General features: G+C 26.7%; 17 protein-coding genes. 15 read left to right on the top strand and 2 right to left on the bottom strand.

Annotated elements, in window-relative coordinates; genetic code table 11:
- Nucleotides 1-274 precede the first annotated feature (274 nt).
- The 5 genes from BUA70_RS09140 to BUA70_RS09120 are packed head-to-tail and all read left to right on the top strand — an operon-like array spanning nucleotide 275 to nucleotide 6333.
- Nucleotides 275-1582 (top strand): ABC transporter substrate-binding protein, encoded by a 1308-nt coding sequence (locus BUA70_RS09140; protein ID WP_072896559.1) that lies wholly within the window; start codon nucleotides 275-277, stop codon nucleotides 1580-1582.
- 59 nt (nucleotides 1583-1641) lie between these two features.
- Nucleotides 1642-2574, top strand: a complete 933-nt coding sequence (locus BUA70_RS09135) for a carbohydrate ABC transporter permease (RefSeq protein WP_083573496.1) — start codon at nucleotides 1642-1644, stop codon at nucleotides 2572-2574.
- 18 nt (nucleotides 2575-2592) lie between these two features.
- Complete coding sequence (locus tag BUA70_RS09130) at nucleotides 2593-3420, top strand: carbohydrate ABC transporter permease (protein WP_072896557.1); 828 nt, start codon at nucleotides 2593-2595, stop codon at nucleotides 3418-3420.
- A gap of 27 nt (nucleotides 3421-3447) precedes the next feature.
- A complete protein-coding gene (locus BUA70_RS09125; RefSeq protein WP_072896554.1) occupies nucleotides 3448-5448 on the top strand; it encodes a beta-galactosidase trimerization domain-containing protein in 2001 nt (666 codons plus the stop codon).
- A 12-nt stretch (nucleotides 5449-5460) separates the two neighbouring features.
- Entirely contained in the window at nucleotides 5461-6333 is an 873-nt protein-coding gene (locus BUA70_RS09120; RefSeq protein ID WP_072896552.1) for an ROK family protein, read from the top strand.
- Between the two features lie 45 nt (nucleotides 6334-6378).
- Here the strand turns inward: BUA70_RS09120 and fucU are convergent, their stop codons facing one another.
- Nucleotides 6379-6804, bottom strand: a complete 426-nt coding sequence (gene fucU / locus BUA70_RS09115) for an L-fucose mutarotase (protein WP_072896550.1) — start codon at nucleotides 6802-6804, stop codon at nucleotides 6379-6381.
- 213 nt (nucleotides 6805-7017) lie between these two features.
- Here fucU and BUA70_RS09110 point away from each other — a divergent pair, with 213 nt between their 5' ends.
- From BUA70_RS09110 to BUA70_RS09070, 9 genes are all read left to right on the top strand, one after another.
- On the top strand, nucleotides 7018-8517 hold the full coding sequence (locus tag BUA70_RS09110; RefSeq protein ID WP_278337200.1) for a sugar ABC transporter ATP-binding protein: 1500 nt from the start codon (nucleotides 7018-7020) through the stop codon (nucleotides 8515-8517).
- Between the two features lie 19 nt (nucleotides 8518-8536).
- Nucleotides 8537-9523: an ABC transporter permease gene (locus BUA70_RS09105; RefSeq protein ID WP_072896548.1), complete on the top strand. Its 987-nt coding sequence runs from the start codon at nucleotides 8537-8539 to the stop codon at nucleotides 9521-9523.
- Between the two features lie 66 nt (nucleotides 9524-9589).
- Nucleotides 9590-10594: an ABC transporter substrate-binding protein gene (locus tag BUA70_RS09100; protein ID WP_072896545.1), complete on the top strand. Its 1005-nt coding sequence runs from the start codon at nucleotides 9590-9592 to the stop codon at nucleotides 10592-10594.
- 256 nt (nucleotides 10595-10850) lie between these two features.
- Entirely contained in the window at nucleotides 10851-11789 is a 939-nt protein-coding gene (locus BUA70_RS09095; RefSeq protein WP_072896543.1) for a TDT family transporter, read from the top strand.
- Between the two features lie 287 nt (nucleotides 11790-12076).
- Complete coding sequence (locus BUA70_RS09090) at nucleotides 12077-12868, top strand: hypothetical protein (RefSeq protein ID WP_072896541.1); 792 nt, start codon at nucleotides 12077-12079, stop codon at nucleotides 12866-12868.
- A 283-nt stretch (nucleotides 12869-13151) separates the two neighbouring features.
- Nucleotides 13152-14207: an AEC family transporter gene (locus BUA70_RS09085; protein ID WP_072896539.1), complete on the top strand. Its 1056-nt coding sequence runs from the start codon at nucleotides 13152-13154 to the stop codon at nucleotides 14205-14207.
- A gap of 28 nt (nucleotides 14208-14235) precedes the next feature.
- Nucleotides 14236-15231, top strand: coding sequence for a 2-hydroxyacid dehydrogenase (locus BUA70_RS09080; protein WP_072896536.1), 996 nt, complete (start codon nucleotides 14236-14238; stop codon nucleotides 15229-15231).
- A gap of 193 nt (nucleotides 15232-15424) precedes the next feature.
- Nucleotides 15425-16978, top strand: a complete 1554-nt coding sequence (locus BUA70_RS09075; protein WP_072896534.1) for a GHKL domain-containing protein — start codon at nucleotides 15425-15427, stop codon at nucleotides 16976-16978.
- A gap of 2 nt (nucleotides 16979-16980) precedes the next feature.
- A complete protein-coding gene (locus BUA70_RS09070) occupies nucleotides 16981-17661 on the top strand; it encodes a response regulator (RefSeq protein WP_072896532.1) in 681 nt (226 codons plus the stop codon).
- Nucleotides 17662-18094: 433 nt separating this feature from the next.
- On the opposite strand, the gene BUA70_RS09060 is transcribed toward BUA70_RS09070, so the two are convergent.
- Nucleotides 18095-19870 (bottom strand): L-fucose isomerase, encoded by a 1776-nt coding sequence (locus BUA70_RS09060; RefSeq protein ID WP_072896528.1) that lies wholly within the window; start codon nucleotides 19868-19870, stop codon nucleotides 18095-18097.
- A 176-nt stretch (nucleotides 19871-20046) separates the two neighbouring features.
- Here BUA70_RS09060 and BUA70_RS09055 point away from each other — a divergent pair, with 176 nt between their 5' ends.
- Complete coding sequence (locus BUA70_RS09055) at nucleotides 20047-21456, top strand: rhamnulokinase (RefSeq protein WP_072896526.1); 1410 nt, start codon at nucleotides 20047-20049, stop codon at nucleotides 21454-21456.
- The last annotated feature ends 206 nt before the right edge of the window (nucleotides 21457-21662 follow it).

The raw sequence follows: 21662 nt of genomic DNA, 5'->3' as shown, positions 1-21662 counted from the left end.
GATACAAAATAAGTTGAGGTTGTTATAAAAATTATAATTATAAAGCAAATTAAGAAGGAAAAGTAAAAAAATTTATTTTCTATAGATTTAAATTTAGGAATAGACTTTAATTTAAAAATTAACTTTTTAAAATTAATAATAATTTTATTAAATAGTTTTTTTGATTTCATAAAACCTCCAAAAATAATACAATGATTCCAAATAAAATCCATTTAATGGTTATAATGGAAATGTTATCATAAAATTAACAAATTTAAAAGTGTAGGAGGTATTTATGAAGAAAAAATTATTAGCTAGTTTATTAGCAGTTGCTACAGTGGCTACTTTAAGTGGATGTGGGAATAAAGATAAAGCCTCGGAAAATGGTGGACAAGTAACCATAAACGTATTATCAAGATATAGTAGTGATCAAGGACCGGATGATAGAGTTATAAATCAAAGAATAGAAAAGTTTATGGAGGAAAATCCAGATATTAAAGTAGTTCATGAAGCTATAGGAGATGAATCTACATATAATAATATGTTTAAGACCGCTATAGCTACAGGAGATACTCCAGATGTATTTGTAAATTATGGAGGAGCACAATTTCAAGATTATGTTGAGAGTGGATTATTTTTAGATTTACAAAAGGTTATGGATGAAGATAAAGAATGGGGAGATAAATATATTCCTACAATGCTAGATGCTTGGAGATTTGAAGGAACAGAAGGAGTATATGGTGTTCCAATGGCTTGTTTTGCAACAGGATTATATTATAATAAAGAAATTTTTGAGAAAAATGGCCTTACACCACCAAAAACAGTAAAGGAATATGATGATGTTTCCAAGTCTTTAAAATCAAAGGGAATTATACCTATGGCTTTAGGAGATAAAGATAATTTTAAAGGGGCTCACTTATTTGCAAATTTAATACTAAAAAGAGCAGATTTTAAATATACAATGGATCTTGTAGAGGGAAAAACTAAATGGGATGATCCTATAGTTAAAGAAATATTTGAACTTATGTCAGATTGGCAAAAGAAAGGTTACTTTGGAGAAAATGTTACAACTATGGAAGGTACAGCAGAACAGTCAATGTTTTTAAATGGAGAAACTGCGATGCACTTAAATGGATCATGGTTTATGAATCAGATAAATGATAGTGATCTTGGTGAGAAAGCAGGATTTATACCATTCCCTTATTATGAAGATTATTCACAGTTTAAAGATAATTGGCATGCTGGTTCATCAGAAGGAATAAGTTTATCTGCCAATAATACTAAAGAGGAACAAGAAGCATCAATTAAACTATTAAAATATTTAACTGATGATGAGGCTTATAATGAGATTCAAGAATTAGCTAATGGTGGAATTTATCCAGTAACTTCAATGAAGCAATATGATAAATTAACTCCTGTAGGTAAAGACTTTAAAGCGGCTTTCGTAGACGTTAAAGATACTAAACTTGAACCAGGAGAATATGGAAGAAATCCTCAGTTAAGAGAAGAAATTAGAGATGCTATACAAGGTATGTTTGCAGGAACAAGTGTAGAAGATACTTTAAATAGAATTCAAAAGGTTGTTGATTCAGGCAATAAATAGGAAAGTATTAGATGGAAGGAAACTTCCATCTAATTACATAAATTTAAAGGGGGTATAGTATGGAGGTTTCAACAAAAAAAATAAAAAAGAATTCACCGAGGCTGAATTTTAATAAGAAGTTCTTTAAAGATAATGGAGGACCTATTCTTTTTATAATTCCAGCCTTTATTTTATACACATTTTTCTTTATAAATCCTGTTATAAAATCTGTTTATTTATCACTTGTAAAATGGAATGGAATACCTAATGTAGAAAAGAAATTTATTGGATTTGATAATTTTATTAAGTTTTTTAAAGATCCAGCTTTTTATAAAGCTTTATTCAATGTTAGTGTTTTTATTGTAGTTAGCTTTGTTATTATAATGCCAATTGCATACTTATTAGCATTATTAGTTAGTAGTAAAATTAGAGGAATAAGATTTTTTAAAACATCTTATTTTATTCCAGCAATATTACCAACTGCTGCTACAGGATTATTATGGACATTGATTTTATATAAATCTGGAGGAGCATTAAATGCTTTCTTAGAGGTTTTAGGGTTAGGATCTTTAACTCAAGATTGGCTTGGAGATCCTAAAATAGCTATTTTCACAGTAGCTTTAGTAAATGCATGGGTTTTTATAGGGTATAATATGTTAATTTTTGTTGCTGGACTAACTAATATTCCAGAAGAAATAGTAGAAGCTGCAAAGGTAGATGGAGCAACAGGATTCAAAGCGCAAATTTATATTGTATTACCATTAATGAAGGAAAGCTTTAAAATATTTGCCGTACTTGCTGTAGCAGGATCATTTAAAGTATTTGATATTATTTATGTAATGACTGGTGGAGGACCAGGTGGAGCTACAGATGTTCCAGCAACTATGCTTTATGATCAGGCCTTTAGATTTAATAATTTTGGATATGGTAGCTCTATAGGAATTTTTATATTAATGGCAGCATTAATATCAACAGTAATACTTAATAAAATATTAAATACTAAAGGAGAATAGAAAGGAGAGAATAAGTATATGAAAAAGAAAAAGTCACTTAAAATTTTTCTATATATTTGTGCTATAATTTGGGCAATAGTTAGTCTTGCACCTTTAGTGTTTTCTGTAATATCATCCTTTAAATCTACAAATGAAATATACGGACAAGCATTTGCCTTACCAAAAAGTTGGGAGTTTACAAATTATATAAATGCAATGGAAAAAGCAAATATAGGAAGAGCAGTAGCTAACTCTTTCTTCTTAGCTATAACATCAACATTATTAGTTATTTTACTAGCGTCCTTAGTTTCTTTTGCTATAACAAGAACAAAATATAGATTCAAAAATATAACTTTACTATATTTTTTAATGGGATTAACAATCCCAATGCACACTACGTTAATTCCATTGGCAGATCTTATAAATAGATATAATTTAAGAAATAAATTCATACCATTAATTTTCTTATATGCAACTTTTAATTTACCTTTTACAATTTTTATAATAACAGGATATATGAAAGGAATTAGCAAAGAAATAGATGAGGCAGCTACAATAGATGGATGTGGTCCTTTAAGATTGCTATTTCAAGTTTTATTTCCATTATGCAAACCAGCAGCAGCAACAGCAGCCATAGTAACATTTTTAGGCGTATATAATGAACTTATCTTTGCATTATTATTCTTAACTGATAAGAGTAAACACACTATATCAGTATCACTTATGAGTTTAACAGGAAGATATTCATCAGATAAAGGCGCTATATTTGCAGCAATATGTATGTTTATACTCCCAATAATTATAATTTATGTTTTATGTCAAGAGCATGTAGAAAAAGGTATTACAGCAGGTGCTACAAAGGGATAGAAAATTTTGCTTTTTAAGGAGGTAATTATGAAGTATAAAGTTAGAAGTAGACAAATTCATATGGATTTTCACACTAGTCCTTTAATAGATGGTATTGGGGAAAAATTTAATAAAGAAGAATTTGCAGAAACATTAAATAAGGCAAAGGTTAATTCTGTAACTTGCTTTGCAAGATGTCATCATGGATATTTATATTATGATTCTAAAATAAATAAAGAGAGAATCCATCCTAATCTTAAGAATATTAATTTATTAAAAGAACAAATAGAAGCTTGTCATAAAAGAGATATTAATGTTCCTGTTTATACTACAGTACAATGGGATAGATATACTTTTGATGAACATCCAGAATGGGCGTCAGTAGATATAGATGGGAATTTTATAAATGGACAAGGCGGTAAAGAAGGATTCTATGAATTTTTATGTGTGAATACTCCTTATAGAAAGTTTTTAAAAGAGCATATAAAGGAATTAATAGATACTTTTCAAAATATGGATGGATTATTTTTTGATATTTTAATTCCACATCCTTGTGCTTGCAAATACTGTGTAGAAAATATGAAAAATAGAGGAATAGATTATAAATCCGAAGGTGAAAGATTAAGATATTCGGTAATTATGTTAAATGAATTTAAAGAAGAAATGACTAAATTTATAAAGGAACTTAACCCTAAGATATCTATTTTTTATAATGGATCTCATATATCTCCAGACGTTAAAGATTCAGCAGAGGCTTACACCCATTTAGAGATTGAGTCTCTACCAAGTGGTGGATGGGGATATATGCACTTTCCTATAACTGTTAGGTATGCTAGAAACTTAGATAGAGATTGTCTCGGAATGACTGGTAAATTTCATACTTATTGGGGGGACTTTCATTCATTTAAGAATTTAGCTGCTCTCCAATATGAATGTTTTCATATGTTAGCACAAAATGCAAAATGTTCCATAGGAGATCAATTAGAACCAAATGGTAAAATTTCTAAAGAAGTATATGATTTAATTGGAAAAGTTTATAGCGAAGTAGAAGAAAAGGAACCTTGGTGTGAAGGTGGAAAAGCAGTTTGCGAAATAGGAGTATTTAATCCAGAAGAATTTATTGATTATAATAATGAAAATCCCTTTAAACTTCAGCCTTGTATTATAGGAGTAACAAGAATGCTTCAAGAGGCATCTTTACAGTTTGATATTATAGATAGTGAATTTGATTTTAAATCATATAAATTATTAATTTTACCAGAAAAAATATTAATTAATGATAAACTTAAAAGAAAATTAGAGGATTATGTAAATAATGGAGGAAAGGTAATCGCAGTATATGAATCTGGATTAGATGAGAATAAAAAAGATTTTAATCTTTCCTTCTTAAAGGTAAAATATGAAGGACTAGGAGAATATTCACCAACCTTTATAGTTCCAGAAGGCGAGATTTCAAAGGATTTATATAATACAGAATATACAATGTATTTAGATTCAACAAAAATTATAGAAAAAGAAGATGGAGAGATACTTAGTAGTTCAAAATCCCCATATTTTAATAGAACAAAAGAACATTATTGTTCTCATCAGCATGCTCCAAGTAGTGGGAATATTTATGGCCCAGCTATTGTGAAAGGTGAAAATGCAATTTATTTTTCTCATAAAATATTCTCTCAGTATCAAAGTTATGGATCTATATGGTGTAAAAAATTATTATTAAATGCTATAGATATGCTTTTAGATAAAAGATTAATTAGGCATAATGGTCCAAGCACCTTAATTACAACTTTAAATGAACAAAAACCATTAAAAAGATATGTGCTTCATATGCTTCACTATATTCCAGAGAGAAGATGTGAAAAAATTGATGTAATAGAGGATGTGATTCCTTTATACAATATAGATTTATCAGTAGCTTTAAATAAAGAACCTAAATCAATTAAACTAGTACCACAGAATGAAGAATTAAAATTTGATATAGAAAATAATACAATAAAATTTGTTGTTCCTAAGATAAATGGACATCAAATGGTTGAAATAGCTTATTAAAAAGTGAATATTATGGAGAATTTAATTGGAATTGATATAGGTGGTACTTATATTAAATATGGAATATTAGATAAATCAGGAAATATATTGAAAAAGGATAAGAAGGAAACTCCTAAAAAAGATATTAAAGATTTTATTGATTTTTTAACAAATATTATAAAAGAATATAAAAAAGAAGAAAATATTATAGGCGTTGGAATTAGTATCCCAGGGTTTATAGATTCTAAGAAAGGAATTCCTTTAGTATGCAGTAATCTAAGATTTATTGAGAATATAAGAATAAAGGATATATTAGAAGAAAAAATTAATTTGCCAGTAAAGTTGGAGAATGATGCTAATTGTGTTGCCTTAGCAGAGAAATTTAATGGAAATGCAATAAACTGTAGTGATTTTGTATGTATAACAGTTGGTACAGGAATAGGTGGAGGCATATATATAAATAATAAATTAGTTTCAGGAAAAACTTTTAAAGGTGGAGAATTCTGCTATATGATAACTAGAGAAGAAAAGGGATATGAAAGAGCAAATGAAAATTCATCTATGATGGCATTAATAAATATGTATAAAGATTATAAGGGTATAAATAAAGAGATTTCTGGATATGATATTTTTAAAGAAGCTGAATTTGATGAAAATGTAAGGTATATAATAGATAAATGGTATAGCAATTTAGCAAGATTAATATATAATATATCTTCAGTTTTAAATCCAGAAAAAGTTTTAATTGGTGGGGGAATTAGTGCAAGAGAAGATTTAGTATCTAATTTAGAAATCCAGTTAAATAAAATAGAATGTTGGCATTTTATAGAAGCTAAGATTGAAAAATGTAAGCATAGAAATGATTCTGGGTTAATAGGAGCTGCATATAATTTTTTAAATTCGTAAATATAAATTTATATAATAAAAAGGAGTAGTTTAGTGCTAAAAGCACTAAACTACTCCTTTTTTTAAGATTATATTACCATATAAAGCTTTTTCAGAGGTAGCTATAACTGCATAACATTTTTTTGCTTTTTCATAAAAATCAAATCTTTCTATTTCATAAAAATCTTTAAAACTAGGGAAGTTTTCTTTAATTATTTTTCTATAGTCATTCCAAATTATTGGATTTATAGAATCGTCATCTACAACTTTCATTAAAGTTACAGGACTATCACAGTAAGTATCTAAAGGCATTAAAGATAATATTGCATTTAAAAGATCTGGTATGTTATGCCCATCAGCACGAATTAAGTTTCTACTACAAGAAGCAGAGGGAAAGTTACCATCTCCAATAACTATCTCATCTCCATGTCCCATTTCCATTAAAATTTTTAAAAGTTCTGGTGAAATAATAGAAGGAATGTTTTTTAACATATATAACCTATCCTTTCTCTAAACAATACTTATATTAAAATATTAAAAATACATATAACAATATATTTTGTCTGATATAAAAAAATAACATAATTATTATAAATATAAAAAAATTTATAAATAAAACATAAATTTAATAAAATGAAAATAAAATAAAAATAATAAAAGAAAAATAGAAAAGAAAATATAAGCATATAAAGTGAGGGTAAGGAGATGAAAAATAAAATTCTATTAAGAATGGAAGGAATAAGTAAAAGTTTTTCTGGTGTTCAAGCTCTAAAGAATGTATCTCTTGAAGTTTTAAGTGGAGAAGTTCATGTTTTAATTGGAGAAAATGGAGCAGGCAAATCAACATTAATGAAGATATTAACCGGTGTTTATACAAAAGATAGTGGAAATATAGTATTAAAGGGTAAAAAGTTTTTAGCCTCTAATACTAAGGAAGCAGAGGATAAAGGAGTATGTATAATTCATCAAGAATTTAATTTAATTCCTCATTTAACAGTAGCCCAAAATATTTATATAGGTAGAGAACCTAAAAAATTAGGTGGATTATTGATAGATGATAAAAAGATGATAGAAGGTACAGAAAAATTATTAAAATTATTAAATTTAAAGGTTAATCCTAATACTTTAGTAAAAAACTTAACTGTTGCCCAACAGCAAATGGTTGAAATAGCCAAAGCTCTCTTAGTGAAATCAGAAATATTAGTTTTAGATGAACCAACTTCTGCCCTTACACAAAGTGAAATAGAAGATTTATTTAAAATAATTAAAAGATTAAGAAGTGAGGGAGTAGGAATAATCTATATATCTCATAGAATGGAAGAATTTAATGAAATAGCAGATAGAGTTACTATACTTAGAGACGGTACTTATGTAGGGACCAGAGTTTGGAAGGAAACAACTATAGATGAAATAATAAAAATGATGGTAGGAAGGGACTTAAAAGATAAGTATCCCAAAAGAAATCCTAAAATAGGAAATGTTATATTTGAAGCTAAAAATATAAATCGTGGAAAATATATAAAGGATGTAAGTTTTTCATTAAGAAAAGGAGAAATATTAGGCTTTGCAGGTCTTATGGGAGCAGGAAGAACAGAACTTGCAAGGGCAATATTTGGAGCAGATAAAATAGAATCTGGGGAATTTTACTTAGAAGGTGAAAAGCTAAATATAAAATCTCCAGGAGATGCTATTGATAAGGGAATAGTTTATTTATCAGAGGATAGAAAAAGAGATGGTCTCTTATTAAATTTAGATGTAGAAGCTAATACTGTATTAGCAAACATAAAGGAGTATTCAAAGTTAAATGTTGTAAACGATGACAGATGTAGAAATATAACTAATGAAAAAGTTAATGATTTAAAAATTAAAACTCCTTCAATTAAACAAAAAACAAAATTTTTAAGTGGAGGTAATCAACAAAAAGTTTTAATAGGAAGATGGCTTTGTAGAGATACTAAAATTTTAATATTTGATGAACCAACAAGAGGAATAGATGTAGGTGCAAAGTTTGAAGTCTATACATTAATTAAGGATTTAGCTGAAAGAGGAGTAGCTATAATAATGATATCCTCAGAACTTCCAGAAATTTTAGGTATGAGTGACAGAATATTAGTAATGCATGAAGGAAAAAAGACTGGGGAGTTAGATATTGAAGAGGCAACACAAGAGAGTATTATGCAATTAGCTTCTGGTGGAATTAATTAATTTTTAAGGAGAGAGGAAAATGGAAGAAATAAAGGTAAATAATAATACGAAAAAGAAAAGTTTATTAAAAAATAATAAAGACATAATACAAAAGTTAGCAGCAGGATTAAGCCTTCTAGTTATGTGCATATTTTTTTCCTTTGCAACTCCATATTTTTTAGATTTTGATAATATTATTACTATTGCTCTTCAAACATCAGTAATTGGAATAATGGCAATAGGTGTTACTTTTGTAATAGTAACATCAGGTATAGATCTTTCTTTAGGGGCAATTATTGCATTGAGTGGTGTTTCAGCAGGAATATTTATAAATAATGGAATTAATCTTGTTTTATCTATAATTTTGGCATTATTAGTTGGTATGATTTTTGGAGCTATAAACGGTTTTTTAATAGGAAAACTAAAATTACCACCATTTATAGCTACTTTAGGTTCTATGATGCTTGCAAGAGGAATAACATTAGTATTAACAGATGCAAAGCCAGTATATTTTGATATTGCACCAGCTTTTAAAAATATATCTCAAGGAAAATTATTTGGTACAATACCTTATCCAGTAATTTACCTTATAGTAATATCTGTTATTTCAGCTTTTATATTAAAGAAAACATTAATAGGAAGATATACCTATGCTATAGGAAGTAATGAAGAGGCAGCAAGACTTTCAGGAGTAAATATCTTTAAAACGAAAATGTTTGTATATATGTATTGCGGATTACTTTGTGCCGTATCAGGAATAATAATGGCTGCAAGAATAAACTCTGGACAACCTACAGCAGGACAAGGTTATGAACTTGATGCTATAGCAGCAGTTGTAATTGGAGGTACATCATTAAGTGGAGGAGAGGGATCTGTAGTTGGAACATTTTTAGGAGCTTTTATAATGGGTGTTTTAAAAAATGGATTAAATCTTATGAATGTATCACAAAACTGGCAAATGGTTGCTATGGGAATAGTTGTTATAGGAGCTGTATATCTTGATAAATTAAGAAAAGCTAAAAAATAATTAAATTTTTTATTTAATTATTTAAATTTTATAAATAAAATTGATAAATTTATAGGAGGATTAATTATGAGATTAAGAAAGTTAACTACTATAGTAGCAGGGGCTTTGCTAGTACCAGCAATTCTTTTTGGATGTGGTAAAAGTGGTGGTGCTGAAGAAGGAAAAGGAGGAGAACCTTCTGAAAAAGGTGAAAAATATGTAGCTGTTATTTCAAAGGGATACCAACATGAATTTTGGAAAACTGTAGAATCAGGGGCAAAAAAAGCTGGAGAAGAGTGTGGAATAAAAGTAACATTTGAAGGACCAGATAATGAAACAATGGTAGATAAACAAATAGAAATGGTAGAAAATGCTATAACTAAAAAAGCTAATGCTATACTTTTAGCTCCTCTTGATAGTAAGGCGTTAATTCCTGTAGTTGAAAAAGCTAAGGAAAAAGGAATAGAAGTATTAACTTTCGACTCAGATTTAGACTCAGATATTCAAAAAAGTTTTATAGCAACTGATAATAAGGCAGCAGGTGCAATAGCAGCAAAGGAAATGGCTGAATTAATAGGTAAAGAAGGGGAAGTTGCTATAGTTGCTCATAATGAAGGAACTTCAACTGCTCAAGATAGAAGAGATGGATTTAAGGAAGAAATAGAAAAAAATTATAAGGATATTAAAATAGTTTCAATTCAATATTCAGATGGAGATCATGCAAAGGCTCTTGCAAAGGCAACAGATATAATGACTTCTAATCCAAATCTTAAAGGACTATATGCTACTAATGAAGGTGCTGCAATAGGTGTTGCTACTGCAGTAAAAGAAAAAGGAAAAACTGGAGATCTTAAATTAGTAGGATTTGATTCATCAGATCAAGAAATTAAGTTTTTAGAAGAAGAGGTTATAACAGGATTCGTTGTACAAAATCCTTATAATATGGGTTATTTAGGAGTTAAGAGTGCTTTTGATATATTAGAAGGAAAATCAATAGATAAAAGAATTGATACTGGTGCAACTTATGTATCAAAGGACAACATGAATGATGAGTCTATACAAAAATTATTATATCCTTTTGGGAAAAAATAAAAAGTAAATACTATCTTTTAATGAAGGAAAGGTGAATTAAAGTTTTTAATTCGCCTTTCCTTTAATTTAGTAACAAAATATAATCAATAGGTATATAATTAAATTTCATATCTATATAAGTAAAATATTATATATATAATATAAATAATATATTTTTATTTATATATAAAAGATGTTAATATAAAAATGTAACAGATTTAATTAAATAAAATAATTTAAAATTTATTTCATATATTTTGAAAGGCGGTATTTTTATATGGCAAGTTTTATACAAAAGTTAGAAACATATCCAGTAGGAATATGTGGAGCATCATTAGCATTTATTACTTTATCAAATTGTTGGAGCATAAATGGTATAAGTTTTTTAAAGCCTTTAGCATTAATTGTTGCAATTATAGCTGTGCTAGTAAAGATATTGAGAATTATATCTCATCATGAGACTATATGGTCAGAGCTTAAGGATCCTATTTTAGGTAGTCTTTATCCTACAATAGATATGGTAGTTTTTTTAATTGCAGCTAGTTTATTAAAAAGTACACCTACTTTTGCTAAGATATTATGGTTAAGTTGTATTATTTTTCATGGAATTATATTTATTCTATTTATTTATCTTAGAAGTAAGGATTTTAACTTTAAAGATATGGTTCCAAGTTGGTTTGTAGTTTTCATAGGGGTAGCAGTAGGAACTGTAAGTAGTACTGGCATGGGATTCCCTAACATAGCAAAAGCACTGTTTTATTTTGGATTTTTTTGGTATACAGTAATGTGGCCACTAATGTTATATAGAATTATAAAGTATCCTTTAAATGATAATCAATTAACTTCTATAGGTATAATGGGTGCGCCAGCAAGTCTTTGCTTAGTAGCTTATTTAACAGCTTTTCAAAGTTATAACAGTGTTATAATTATATTTTTAACATTAACATCAATTTTTAATATATGTATTGTTTATAGTAAATTGCCAAATTTATTAAAGAAAGAATTTATACCAGGACATGCAGCATTAACATTTCCATTAGCTATTAGTATTTTAGCTATGTATAAGATGTATAATTATGCAAGAACTACTGGATTTGTATTTAGTGAAATCTTTAAAATAATTGGAGACATTCAAATAATTGTAGGTACTTATGTTATATTATATGTACTATATAATTTTGGAAAAAGATTTTTCTTTAGATTAAGGGAAATTTAAAATTTTAATTTAATGATATATAAATAAGTTATTAGAAATAGTTTAGAGTATTACTCTAAACTATTTCTATTTTTAAAATAAAAATAGTTAATTTTAAATTATATTTAAAATAATATATAGAAATTCTTAAAAAATTAATAGGAATTGATGATAGAACTTTATATGTAATTTATACCTTTGTTAAAAATTACTAGTACTTTATAAATATAAAATTATTAAGATGGTATAATTAAGTTTATAAAAATAGGTATTTTTTTATTTAGGGAATAGGGTAAGGAGTATTAAAAATGGGAGAATTTAATAAAATTAGAATTGTTGATTTTAATAATATTTGGTTAGATCAATATGGGAATTATAAAGATATTTTTAAAAGGAAAAAATATATAATTATTAAAAAAAATAAGTGTATAAAATATTATATAGATAAATTTTTCCTTTATAATAACTTTATAATAGATACAATTAACTTAAAAAATATATATGAGTATGAAGATTTTTTTAAGATAAATAATAGTAATAGCAATAATATATTAATCTTTGTAGTAAAAATAACAAATAAGGAAGAATTTAATAAAATTTTCTCTGTAATAAAATCTTTTTTTTATGAAAAAGATTTAGTTATAATAGCTTATGCCAGTTTAAATTACGTAAATTTGTTAAAAAATACAAAGAAAAATATATTTTTTATTAAGGATAAAGATGATAAAGAGTTAGTGAATTTAAGTATAGATTGTACCTTAAAAATAATAATAAAACTTATTATTGATAAAAGACAGATATATAATAGCTTAAAATCTAAGGATATACTAAATATTTATACCATAAAAATAAAAGATGAAAATTCTATTGGAAGAGCCGTAATAAAGGTGTTAAATGAATTTAAAGAATTTCAATATTGTAATGAATTTATAATAGGAATTTTTATAAAGGATTATTTAAAGGTTCAGGATTTTTCGTATTTTATAGATCCTTTAGAAGAATATATGCCCTTTGATGCTAAAATAAACTTTGTAAAAATTTATGATGAAAATATAAATGAACTTTTTATTATAAATATTATAGGTGCTAAAAAATATTAATAAAAACATTAAATCGTTTATTTTATTAAATTTAAGACATATTATTACATTGATTTTATAGTAATAATATGAAAAAAATTTATAAAAATAGGCGATTTTTTAATTTGCTTAACCTTTACATATGAAATTTTAGGTTAAATAACTTAATTAATTATTTAGATAATTCAATAATATTGTTATAAATTTAATATTGTTATAAATTAAACAAGTAGTTAAGAGGACAAGTTCCCCTAGCAATGTTAAAAAAAATACAAAATAAAAGAAAAAATGAGGAGGAAATATTTTGAGTATCGGTGAAATAATTTTAAAAACATTAACTGATAATGCAATAATAGGAGCAATAATTTCATCACTTGCAATAATAGGATTAGGATTTTATTTAAGAAAGAAAAATATAATAAATGAAACTGCTTCTAAAACATTAAGTACAATAGTACTTTCAATTGCCATTCCAGCATTAGCTTTTACATCATTTATGAAAGATATAAATGAAAAGAGCTTAAAGGAAGGACTAAATCTTCTTATTTGGGGATTTGTAATTTATATATTACTTATAGTATTAACTAAATTAATATTTGCAAAATATAAAGGCGAAAAACAAGATGTATTAAGAGTACTTACTATATTTGGATCAACAACATTTTTTGGAACTCCAATAGTACAAGCTGTTTATGGAGCAGTTGGAGTAATGTATTCTTCAATATTTAATATAGCATATAGAGTTTTCTTATATTCTTATGGATATATAAAAATGTCTGGAGTTAAAATGGATAAAAAGAATATTAAAAAAATGTTCTTAAATCCAGTAATAATAGCTACATTCTTAGGATTATTTATATGGTTATTCCAAAGTCATCTACCACAGGTTGGAGTAGCTACTAAAGATGGAATAAAAAATTATGCATTTTTAAGAATAGACCATACAGTTCCATGGTTATATACACCACTTACTTACTTATCAAAGATTTGTTCACCTCTTGCTTGGTTATCAATAGGTGCAAAACTTGCAGAGATTTCATTTAAAGATGCAATGTCATCAAAAGATTCATGGATATATAGTGCTATAAAAATAGTTTTAGTACCTGCAATAAATATAGTTATATTATTTGTATTAAATATAACAGGAATATTACCAGTATCCTTTGTAGGTATGGCAACAACTGTAATAATGATGGCAGCTCCAACAGCTACTGTTGCTGCAGCTTATGCTATAAGCTTTGATAAAGAGGCATTATTAACATCAAACTGTTCATTATTATCAACAATATTTGCTGTAGTTGCAATGCCAATTTGGATAATAATTCTTGAAATAATAAAACAATTACATTTATTTGTTTAATAATAAGTAATTTTGGAGGCGAAGGGTTTTGTTAAAATTAGTTTGTTATGGTGTTAGAGACACTGAGGTTGAATATTTTAATAAATTAAATACTTTTAATTATGATTTAAAATTAATTAAAGGTAATCTTAATTATGAAAATGTAGTAGAGGCAGAAGGTGCTGATGCTATAATGGTTAGAGGAAACTGTAAAGCAGATAGAAGAAACCTAGAATTATTAAAGAAAAGTGGATTAAAGTTTGTTTTAACTAGAACTGTAGGATTTGATCACGTAGATTTAAATGCAGCTAAAGATTTAGAATTAAAGGTCGCAAGAGTTCCAGGTTATTCACCAAATGCTATATCAGAATTAGCAGTAACATTAGCTATGATGCTTCTAAGACATACTGCATATACAGTTAATAGAACTAAAGATAAAAACTTTATAGTTGATGCAAATATGTTTAGTAAAGAAATAAGAAACTGTACAGTAGGAATACTTGGTGCAGGAAGAATAGGATTAACAACTGCTAAATTATTTAAGGGATTAGGGGCTAAAGTAGTAGCTTATGATGTATTCCAAAGTGATGCAGCTAAAGAAGTTGTTGAGTTTATGGATCTTGATGAAGTTTTAAAGGTATCAGATGTAATATCTGTACATATGCCATATATAAAGGGAGAAAACTATCATCTAATAAATGAAGAGTTTATTAGCAAGATGAAAGATGGAGCTATTATAGTAAATACAGCAAGAGGAGAACTTCAAGATATAGAAGCTGTAGCAAAAGCTATTGAGAGCAATAAACTTGGTGGATTTGCAACAGATGTAATTGAGGGAGAATCAGCAGTATTTTTCAAAGATTTAAATGGACAAGAGATAGAGAATAAAGTAGTTGAAAAACTAATAAATATGTATCCAAGAGTTTTAATAACTCCACATATGGGATCATACACTGATGAAGCTTTAACTAATATGATAAGTATATCATATGAAAATATGGATGAATTTTTAAAAGAAGGAAAATGTAAAAATCAAATAGCCTAATTTTATAGATATAAAGCACCCTTAATTTTTAAGGGTGCTTTATTTTTTTAGGAAATATAATATTAGTTTAAATAATATTATGAAATGTTAATCAAACTAATATTATATTAAATATTCATTAAGAAAATATATTGATAAAGGTAGGAAATTATAAAATAATGTTTTATTATGATATAATTACATTGGTGATTTTATGAAAAGGAATTTTGAAAAGAAAATAACTAGATTAACTATATTAATAGCTTTAATTCCGCTATTAGTTTCTTATATAGTTTCTTTAAATTTTAAATTAGAATCCATGGATAGTGATATAAGGAGGGAATTAAAAGAAACAGCGTATATAGTAAGTAATACTCCTTTTATTAAGCTTCAATTAGATGAAAGAAAAATGAATAATAGAATCCAAGATTATACTAATGGTCTAGTTAACCATTTAAGTAATGTAGATATTATTGTCGTAGCAGATATGAGGGGGGTTAAATACTCTCATTTAGATACAAAGCAAATAGGCCAAGTTTTTATTAATGAAGATAAGGCAAAGGTTTTAAAAGAAGGAACAGGATATTATTCATTAATGAAAGGATCTATGGGAAAAACTTTAAGGTGGTTTGAGCCTATATTCTATAATGGAAAACAAGTAGGTTTTGTAATGGTAGGAAGATATTACAAAGATTTAGAACTTTTAAATTACAAAACAGTAGCAGTTTACTTAGGATTATTTTTTATAGTAGTAATAATAACAATAATTACGTCAAAATGTTTCGCAAAAAAAATAAAAAAAGAAATTTTAGGAATGGAACCGGAAGAGATAGCAAGAGTTTATATGGAAAAAAATATAATAATTAATACAATAAATGAAGGTGTAATTGCATTAAATGAAAAAAACCAAGTGATTCAGATTAATGAAAGTTGCTATAAGATATTTAATGATTTTTCATCAGATAAGATAATTGAAAAATTAAAACCCTATATAGAAAGAAGAGAAAATTTTGAGATGAAAGAATTTATACTTCTTGGGAAAAAGACTTTTGTTACATTAAATTTAATGCAGATAAATAAAAATAATAAATATATAGGTGCAGTTATAACTATAATAGATAGAAAAGATATTAATAAGATAGCTAAAGAAATTACTGGGGTAGATCAAACAGTAAAAAATTTAAGAGCTACAGTTCATGAATTTAAAAATAAGCTTCATGTTATATTAGGACTTATAAAGTTAGAAGAATATGAAGAAGCTAAAAAATATATATTATCAATTCAAAAATCTCAAGAGGCTAACTCCCAAAAGTTTTCTAGTATAGGAGACTATTATGTTAGAGGAATGTTAATAAGCCGAGAACTTATGGCTAATGAAAAAAAAATAAATTTAAAGTTAACAAAGAATTCTTTCTTATACGAAGAACATAAATATATTAATTCAGAAGACTTAATAACTATAATTGGAAATTTAATAGAAAATGCTTTTGAGGCTTGTTCTAATAGCGAAAAAAATAATAAAATAGTAGAAGTGTCATTATATGAGGATAAATCTTTAATAAAAATATCTGTAAAAGATAATGGAGTACCTATAAAAGAGGAAATAAAGGAGATTATATTTAAAAATGGAGTATCCTCAAAAGGAGAAGGAAGAGGTGTAGGATTATCTATTATTAAAAATAAAATCGATCTTTATCAGGGGAATATTGATATTAAAAATACTGATGATGAAAAGATATTTAATATAACTATTTATAAGGGAGAGTAATTATGAAAAACGTATTAATAGTAGAAGACGATCCAATGGTAGCTTTAATAAATAGAAAATATGTTGAGCTTATTGAAGGTTTTAAAGTTTTAGCAACTGTTGATACTGAAAAAAAGATAATTTCTTTATTAGATAAAGAAAAAATTGATTTAATATTATTGGATGTATATCTTCCAAAGGAAAGTGGAATTGAAATTTTAAAAAATTTAAGAGATAAGGGTTATTTAGTAGATATAATTATGATAACCGCAGCTAATAAAGTTGAAGAGATTAAAAAAGCTTTTGCCTATGGGGTTATAGATTATTTAATTAAACCCTTTGAATTCGATAGGTTTAAAGAGGCTATAGATAAATATTTAGTTAAAAATAGTATATTAACTAAAGAAAAAAAACTAGATCAAAAAGAATTGGATATTATTTCAAGAAAAAATAAAAAGGAAGAATTTATAGAAATACCAAAAGGATTAAGTGAAAAAACCTTACGAAAGGTTATAAGTTTGATTGAAACAGATAAGTTAAGACAATGGACTATAAGAGAAATAGCAGCAGATTTAGGTATTAGTAATGTTAGTATAAAAAAATATATGGATTATTTAGAAAAAATAAAAAAAGTCAACGTAACATCTCAATATGGTAATGTAGGAAGACCAGAGTATAAATATACTGTTAATATTAACTATTAATAGTAATTAAAGAAGAGTCATCCATAATAATACAAAAAGTATTTATTTTGTCATATAATTTAATAAAGAGTATAAATGGGAGATGGTTTATATGGAATATGACAAACATAAATATTGGGGATTATTAGGATTATTATCTCTTATTGGAATTAAGGGATATACAGCGGGAAATGCTCTATATTATATTTTCTTTATCAATTTTTTATGGTTCACTCTTTTTTATGAAAATAGTTATGTATATAAAAAATTTAAAAAAGAAAAATTTAAATAATAATTATATTTAAAAATAAGAATATAATTATTGAAAATAAAATGTGATTTATAAGGATGTATCTTTAATTATAGATTTATATTAAAAATACATCCTTATTTTTAAAATTTTTAATATTTCTTTAAAGTATTTATTTTAAGTTTTAAGAAATATTTTTATAAATTACTTATATAAAGGACCAAAGTTTTTACAAGCTCTAAAATCAGAACCTTCTAAATCCTTTGTTCCAAACATGGACCAAGCACTTGGTCTAAATATTTTCTCCTCTGAAACATTATGCATACTTACAGGAATTCTTAAAATTGAGGCTAAGGTTATTAAATCTGCTCCAATATGGCCATAGGATATAGCACCATGATTTGCACCCCAATTATTCATAACAGAGTATACATCTTTAAATGAACCTTCTCCAGTTAAATTTGGAACAAACCAAGTAGTTGGCCAAGATGAGTCGGTTCTATTATCAATTAATTTTGTAGTTTCTTCATCTAACTCTATAGAGTAACCTTCAGCAATTTGTAATACTGGACCAATTCCATCTACTATACATATTCTTGACATTGTTAAAGGCATATCCGCTTTTGATATGAATTTTGATGAATAGCCACCACCTCTAAAATATTCACTGACTGCAGGGCACCAAAGAGTTGCATCTAAACAATCTTTAACTTCATTTTCATTAATATCCCAATAAGGTTTCATAATAGGATTTCCATTTTCATCTTTTTGCCTTCCAGTTGCATCTAAAGTAGCAGCACCAGAGTTTATTAAATGAATAAAGCCATGTTTACAGTTTTCAGGTAAATTTTTTCTAGTTAAATTTTTAATCGCATCAGGAGACCAATAGGTTCTAACATCTGCAAAAATTTGAGCTGTATTTGTTAATAGATGACCAAATAGCATAGGAACTGCATTTAAGGAGTCATTTTCTGTAGCAAAAACAAAGGCTTCTCTTATTCCATTCCAGTCAAAAGAAGAGTTGAGAATTGCTTCCATAAAGTCTCCGTTTGGAAGATGATCAGTCCAATGACGTTGTCCTTGGAATCCGGCAGCAATGGCATTGTGCCCCTCAGACTCTTCTTTATATCCTAATTTTTCAAGGTTTGGATTACCAATCATTAAATCTTTTGCAATTAAAGTCATTTTAACAACATCTTCCCAAAGCTTATCTTTTTCTTCTCTAGTTTTTTGATTTTTAGGCGAGTTTCTATCAAAGCCTTCTTTACAATTTTTCTTAACCCATTTTAAAGCTTTTTCATATTCATTAGGGTCATAAATACCTTCATTCATTCTCCTAAGTATTTCAGTCATATCTACATATTCATTTCTCATACCTAAATATTTTTGGAAGAATTTTTGATCCACAATAGAGCCAGCTATACCCATAGATACAGAGCCCAAAGAAAGATATGATTTTCCTCTCATAGTAGCTGCAGCTATTCCAGCCTTAGTAAATCTTAAAAGTTTTTCTTTAACATCTTCTGGGATTTCTGTACAGTTAGCCTCTTGAACATCTCTACCATATATACCGAAAGCAGGTAAACCTAATTGGCTATGGCCAGCAAGAGCTGCAGCTAAATAAACTGCTCCAGGTCTTTCAGTTCCATTAAATCCCCAAATAGCTTTAGGCATAGTAGGATCCATATCTATAGTTTCACTTCCATAGCACCAACAAGGAGTAACAGTTATTGTTAAGCCAACATTTTCTTTTTTAAATTTATCGGCACATCTTGAAGCTTCAGCTACACCCCCAATAGTAGTATCTGATATAACACATTGAACATTTTCACCATTAGAATATTTAAGAGAAGAAGAGATTAATTCACTAACAGAAATAGCCATTTGCATAGTTTGTTTTTCTAAAGATTCTCTAACACCTTTTCTTCTGCCGTCAATAGTAGGTCTAATACCAACTTTAGGAAAATTACAGTTATTCATTTAAAACCCTCCCATATAAAAAATAGAAAAAATTTCCATATGATTAAAGTTTATACTGTATAATATTTCATGTCAATAAGAAACAGTAACACTTAATAATTTTAAATATTGTTTATATTTTTTGCATATTGTATTATATTTGTATAGGAAAAAAATTACAATTAGAGAGGTGTTATATGGGGGTATATTTAGCTTTTGATTTTGGAGCATCATCTGGTAGAGCTATTATAGTAAATGTTAATAATGAAAAAATAGATATGAAGGAAATACACAGATTTTCTAATGAGCCTGTATATTTAAACAATAAATATCTTTGGGATTTTCAAAAGCTATTTAATGAAATGAAAAAAGCTTTAAAAAAAGTCTCATTATTAGATGAAAAAATACAAGCTATTGGTATTGATACTTGGGGAGTAGATTATGGACTTTTAGATAATGAAGATAATTTAATAGGAATTCCAATGCACTATAGAGATGAGAGAAATTATTTTGGAATAGATGAAGTTGAAAAATCTATTTCGATAAAAAATCTATATAAAAAAACAGGAATAGCTTCAATGGCTTTTAATACAGTGTTTCAATTAGTGGCAGATAAAAAGTTTCGTAAATCAATATTAGAAAATAGTAATGCAATGCTATTTATGCCAGATTTATTTGCATATTATTTAACAGGAGAGAAAAGAACAGAATTTACCATAGCGTCAACATCTGGACTTTTAGATTTAACTACTAGACAGTGGAACTATAAATTAATTGAAAGTTTAAACCTACCTAAAAATATTTTTCAAAAAATAATAGAACCGGGAAATTTTTATGGATATCTAAGTGATAGTCTTATAGAAGAACTTGATCTTTATAAAATACCTGTAATTGCTGTTGGAGGTCATGATACTGCATCAGCAGTAGTAGCTACACCTTTTGTAAATTCTAATTATGCCTTTTTAAGTTCTGGAACTTGGTCTTTATTAGGAAAAGAGATAGATTCTCCTATAATAAACGAAAAATCATATGATTATGGATTTACAAATGAAGGAGGAGTAGCAAATAAGATTAGGTTATTAAAGAATATAAATGGTTTATGGCTTATACAACAGTTAAAAAAGAACTGGTGTGAAAATTATGAAGAAATAGGTTTTAAAGATATAATAAAAGCAGCTAGGAAGACCAATAATACTAAATTTCAGGTAGATACTAATGATAAGGAATTTATGAATTCTAAAAATATGATAGAGTCTATTAAAAAATATTGTATAAAGAGAAATCAAGGGGAGCCTAAAACTTTAGGAGAATTAGCTATAGCTATATATAATGGATTATCAAAAGAATATTTAAAAGGGATAGAAGAATTAGAAGATATTTTAGGGTATAAAATTGAAGGCATTAATGTTGTTGGTGGTGGAATACAAGATGATTTTTTATGTGAATTAACAGCAAAAAATACTTGTAAAAAGGTAGTTACAGGACCAGTAGAAGCTGCTGTTTTAGGAAATGTTTTAATGCAAATGATTGCTTTAAAAGAAATAAAATCAATAGAAGAAGGTAGAAAAATTATTAGTAAATCCTTTGATTTTAAGATATATTTTTAATTTTTATATTTAAGATAATATATAAATAAAATAGAAGAATAAAAATAGATTAAAAGATACTAACTAAATCTCTAAAAATAAAAGGCTAAAAGTAAGTAATAAACTTAACTTTTAGCCATTTTTTATTAGATGGTTAAAATAATATTATTTCTAATTTTAGCAAATTATAATTTTTTTATATATAAGTATAAAATCTTGTTAAGATT

Source organism: Clostridium fallax, assembly GCF_900129365.1.
GTDB classification, from domain to species: Bacteria; Bacillota; Clostridia; order Clostridiales; family Clostridiaceae; genus Clostridium_AH; species Clostridium_AH fallax.
Note: the sequence above shows the minus strand (reverse complement) of the source record. Positions and strands in the feature narration are given on the sequence as shown.

Coding starts and splice junctions, on each gene's coding strand:
- BUA70_RS09060 (WP_072896528.1), bottom strand. CDS start 19,870: ATGAATAACTGTAATTTTCCTAAAGTTGGTATTAGACCTACTATTGAC.
- fucU (WP_072896550.1), bottom strand. CDS start 6,804: ATGTTAAAAAACATTCCTTCTATTATTTCACCAGAACTTTTAAAAATT.
- BUA70_RS09070 (WP_072896532.1), top strand. CDS start 16,981: ATGAAAAACGTATTAATAGTAGAAGACGATCCAATGGTAGCTTTAATA.
- BUA70_RS09140 (WP_072896559.1), top strand. CDS start 275: ATGAAGAAAAAATTATTAGCTAGTTTATTAGCAGTTGCTACAGTGGCT.
- BUA70_RS09110 (WP_278337200.1), top strand. CDS start 7,018: ATGAAAAATAAAATTCTATTAAGAATGGAAGGAATAAGTAAAAGTTTT.
- BUA70_RS09130 (WP_072896557.1), top strand. CDS start 2,593: ATGAAAAAGAAAAAGTCACTTAAAATTTTTCTATATATTTGTGCTATA.
- BUA70_RS09075 (WP_072896534.1), top strand. CDS start 15,425: ATGAAAAGGAATTTTGAAAAGAAAATAACTAGATTAACTATATTAATA.
- BUA70_RS09105 (WP_072896548.1), top strand. CDS start 8,537: ATGGAAGAAATAAAGGTAAATAATAATACGAAAAAGAAAAGTTTATTA.
- BUA70_RS09120 (WP_072896552.1), top strand. CDS start 5,461: ATGGAGAATTTAATTGGAATTGATATAGGTGGTACTTATATTAAATAT.
- BUA70_RS09100 (WP_072896545.1), top strand. CDS start 9,590: ATGAGATTAAGAAAGTTAACTACTATAGTAGCAGGGGCTTTGCTAGTA.
- BUA70_RS09090 (WP_072896541.1), top strand. CDS start 12,077: ATGGGAGAATTTAATAAAATTAGAATTGTTGATTTTAATAATATTTGG.
- BUA70_RS09055 (WP_072896526.1), top strand. CDS start 20,047: ATGGGGGTATATTTAGCTTTTGATTTTGGAGCATCATCTGGTAGAGCT.
- BUA70_RS09095 (WP_072896543.1), top strand. CDS start 10,851: ATGGCAAGTTTTATACAAAAGTTAGAAACATATCCAGTAGGAATATGT.
- BUA70_RS09135 (WP_083573496.1), top strand. CDS start 1,642: ATGGAGGTTTCAACAAAAAAAATAAAAAAGAATTCACCGAGGCTGAAT.
- BUA70_RS09125 (WP_072896554.1), top strand. CDS start 3,448: ATGAAGTATAAAGTTAGAAGTAGACAAATTCATATGGATTTTCACACT.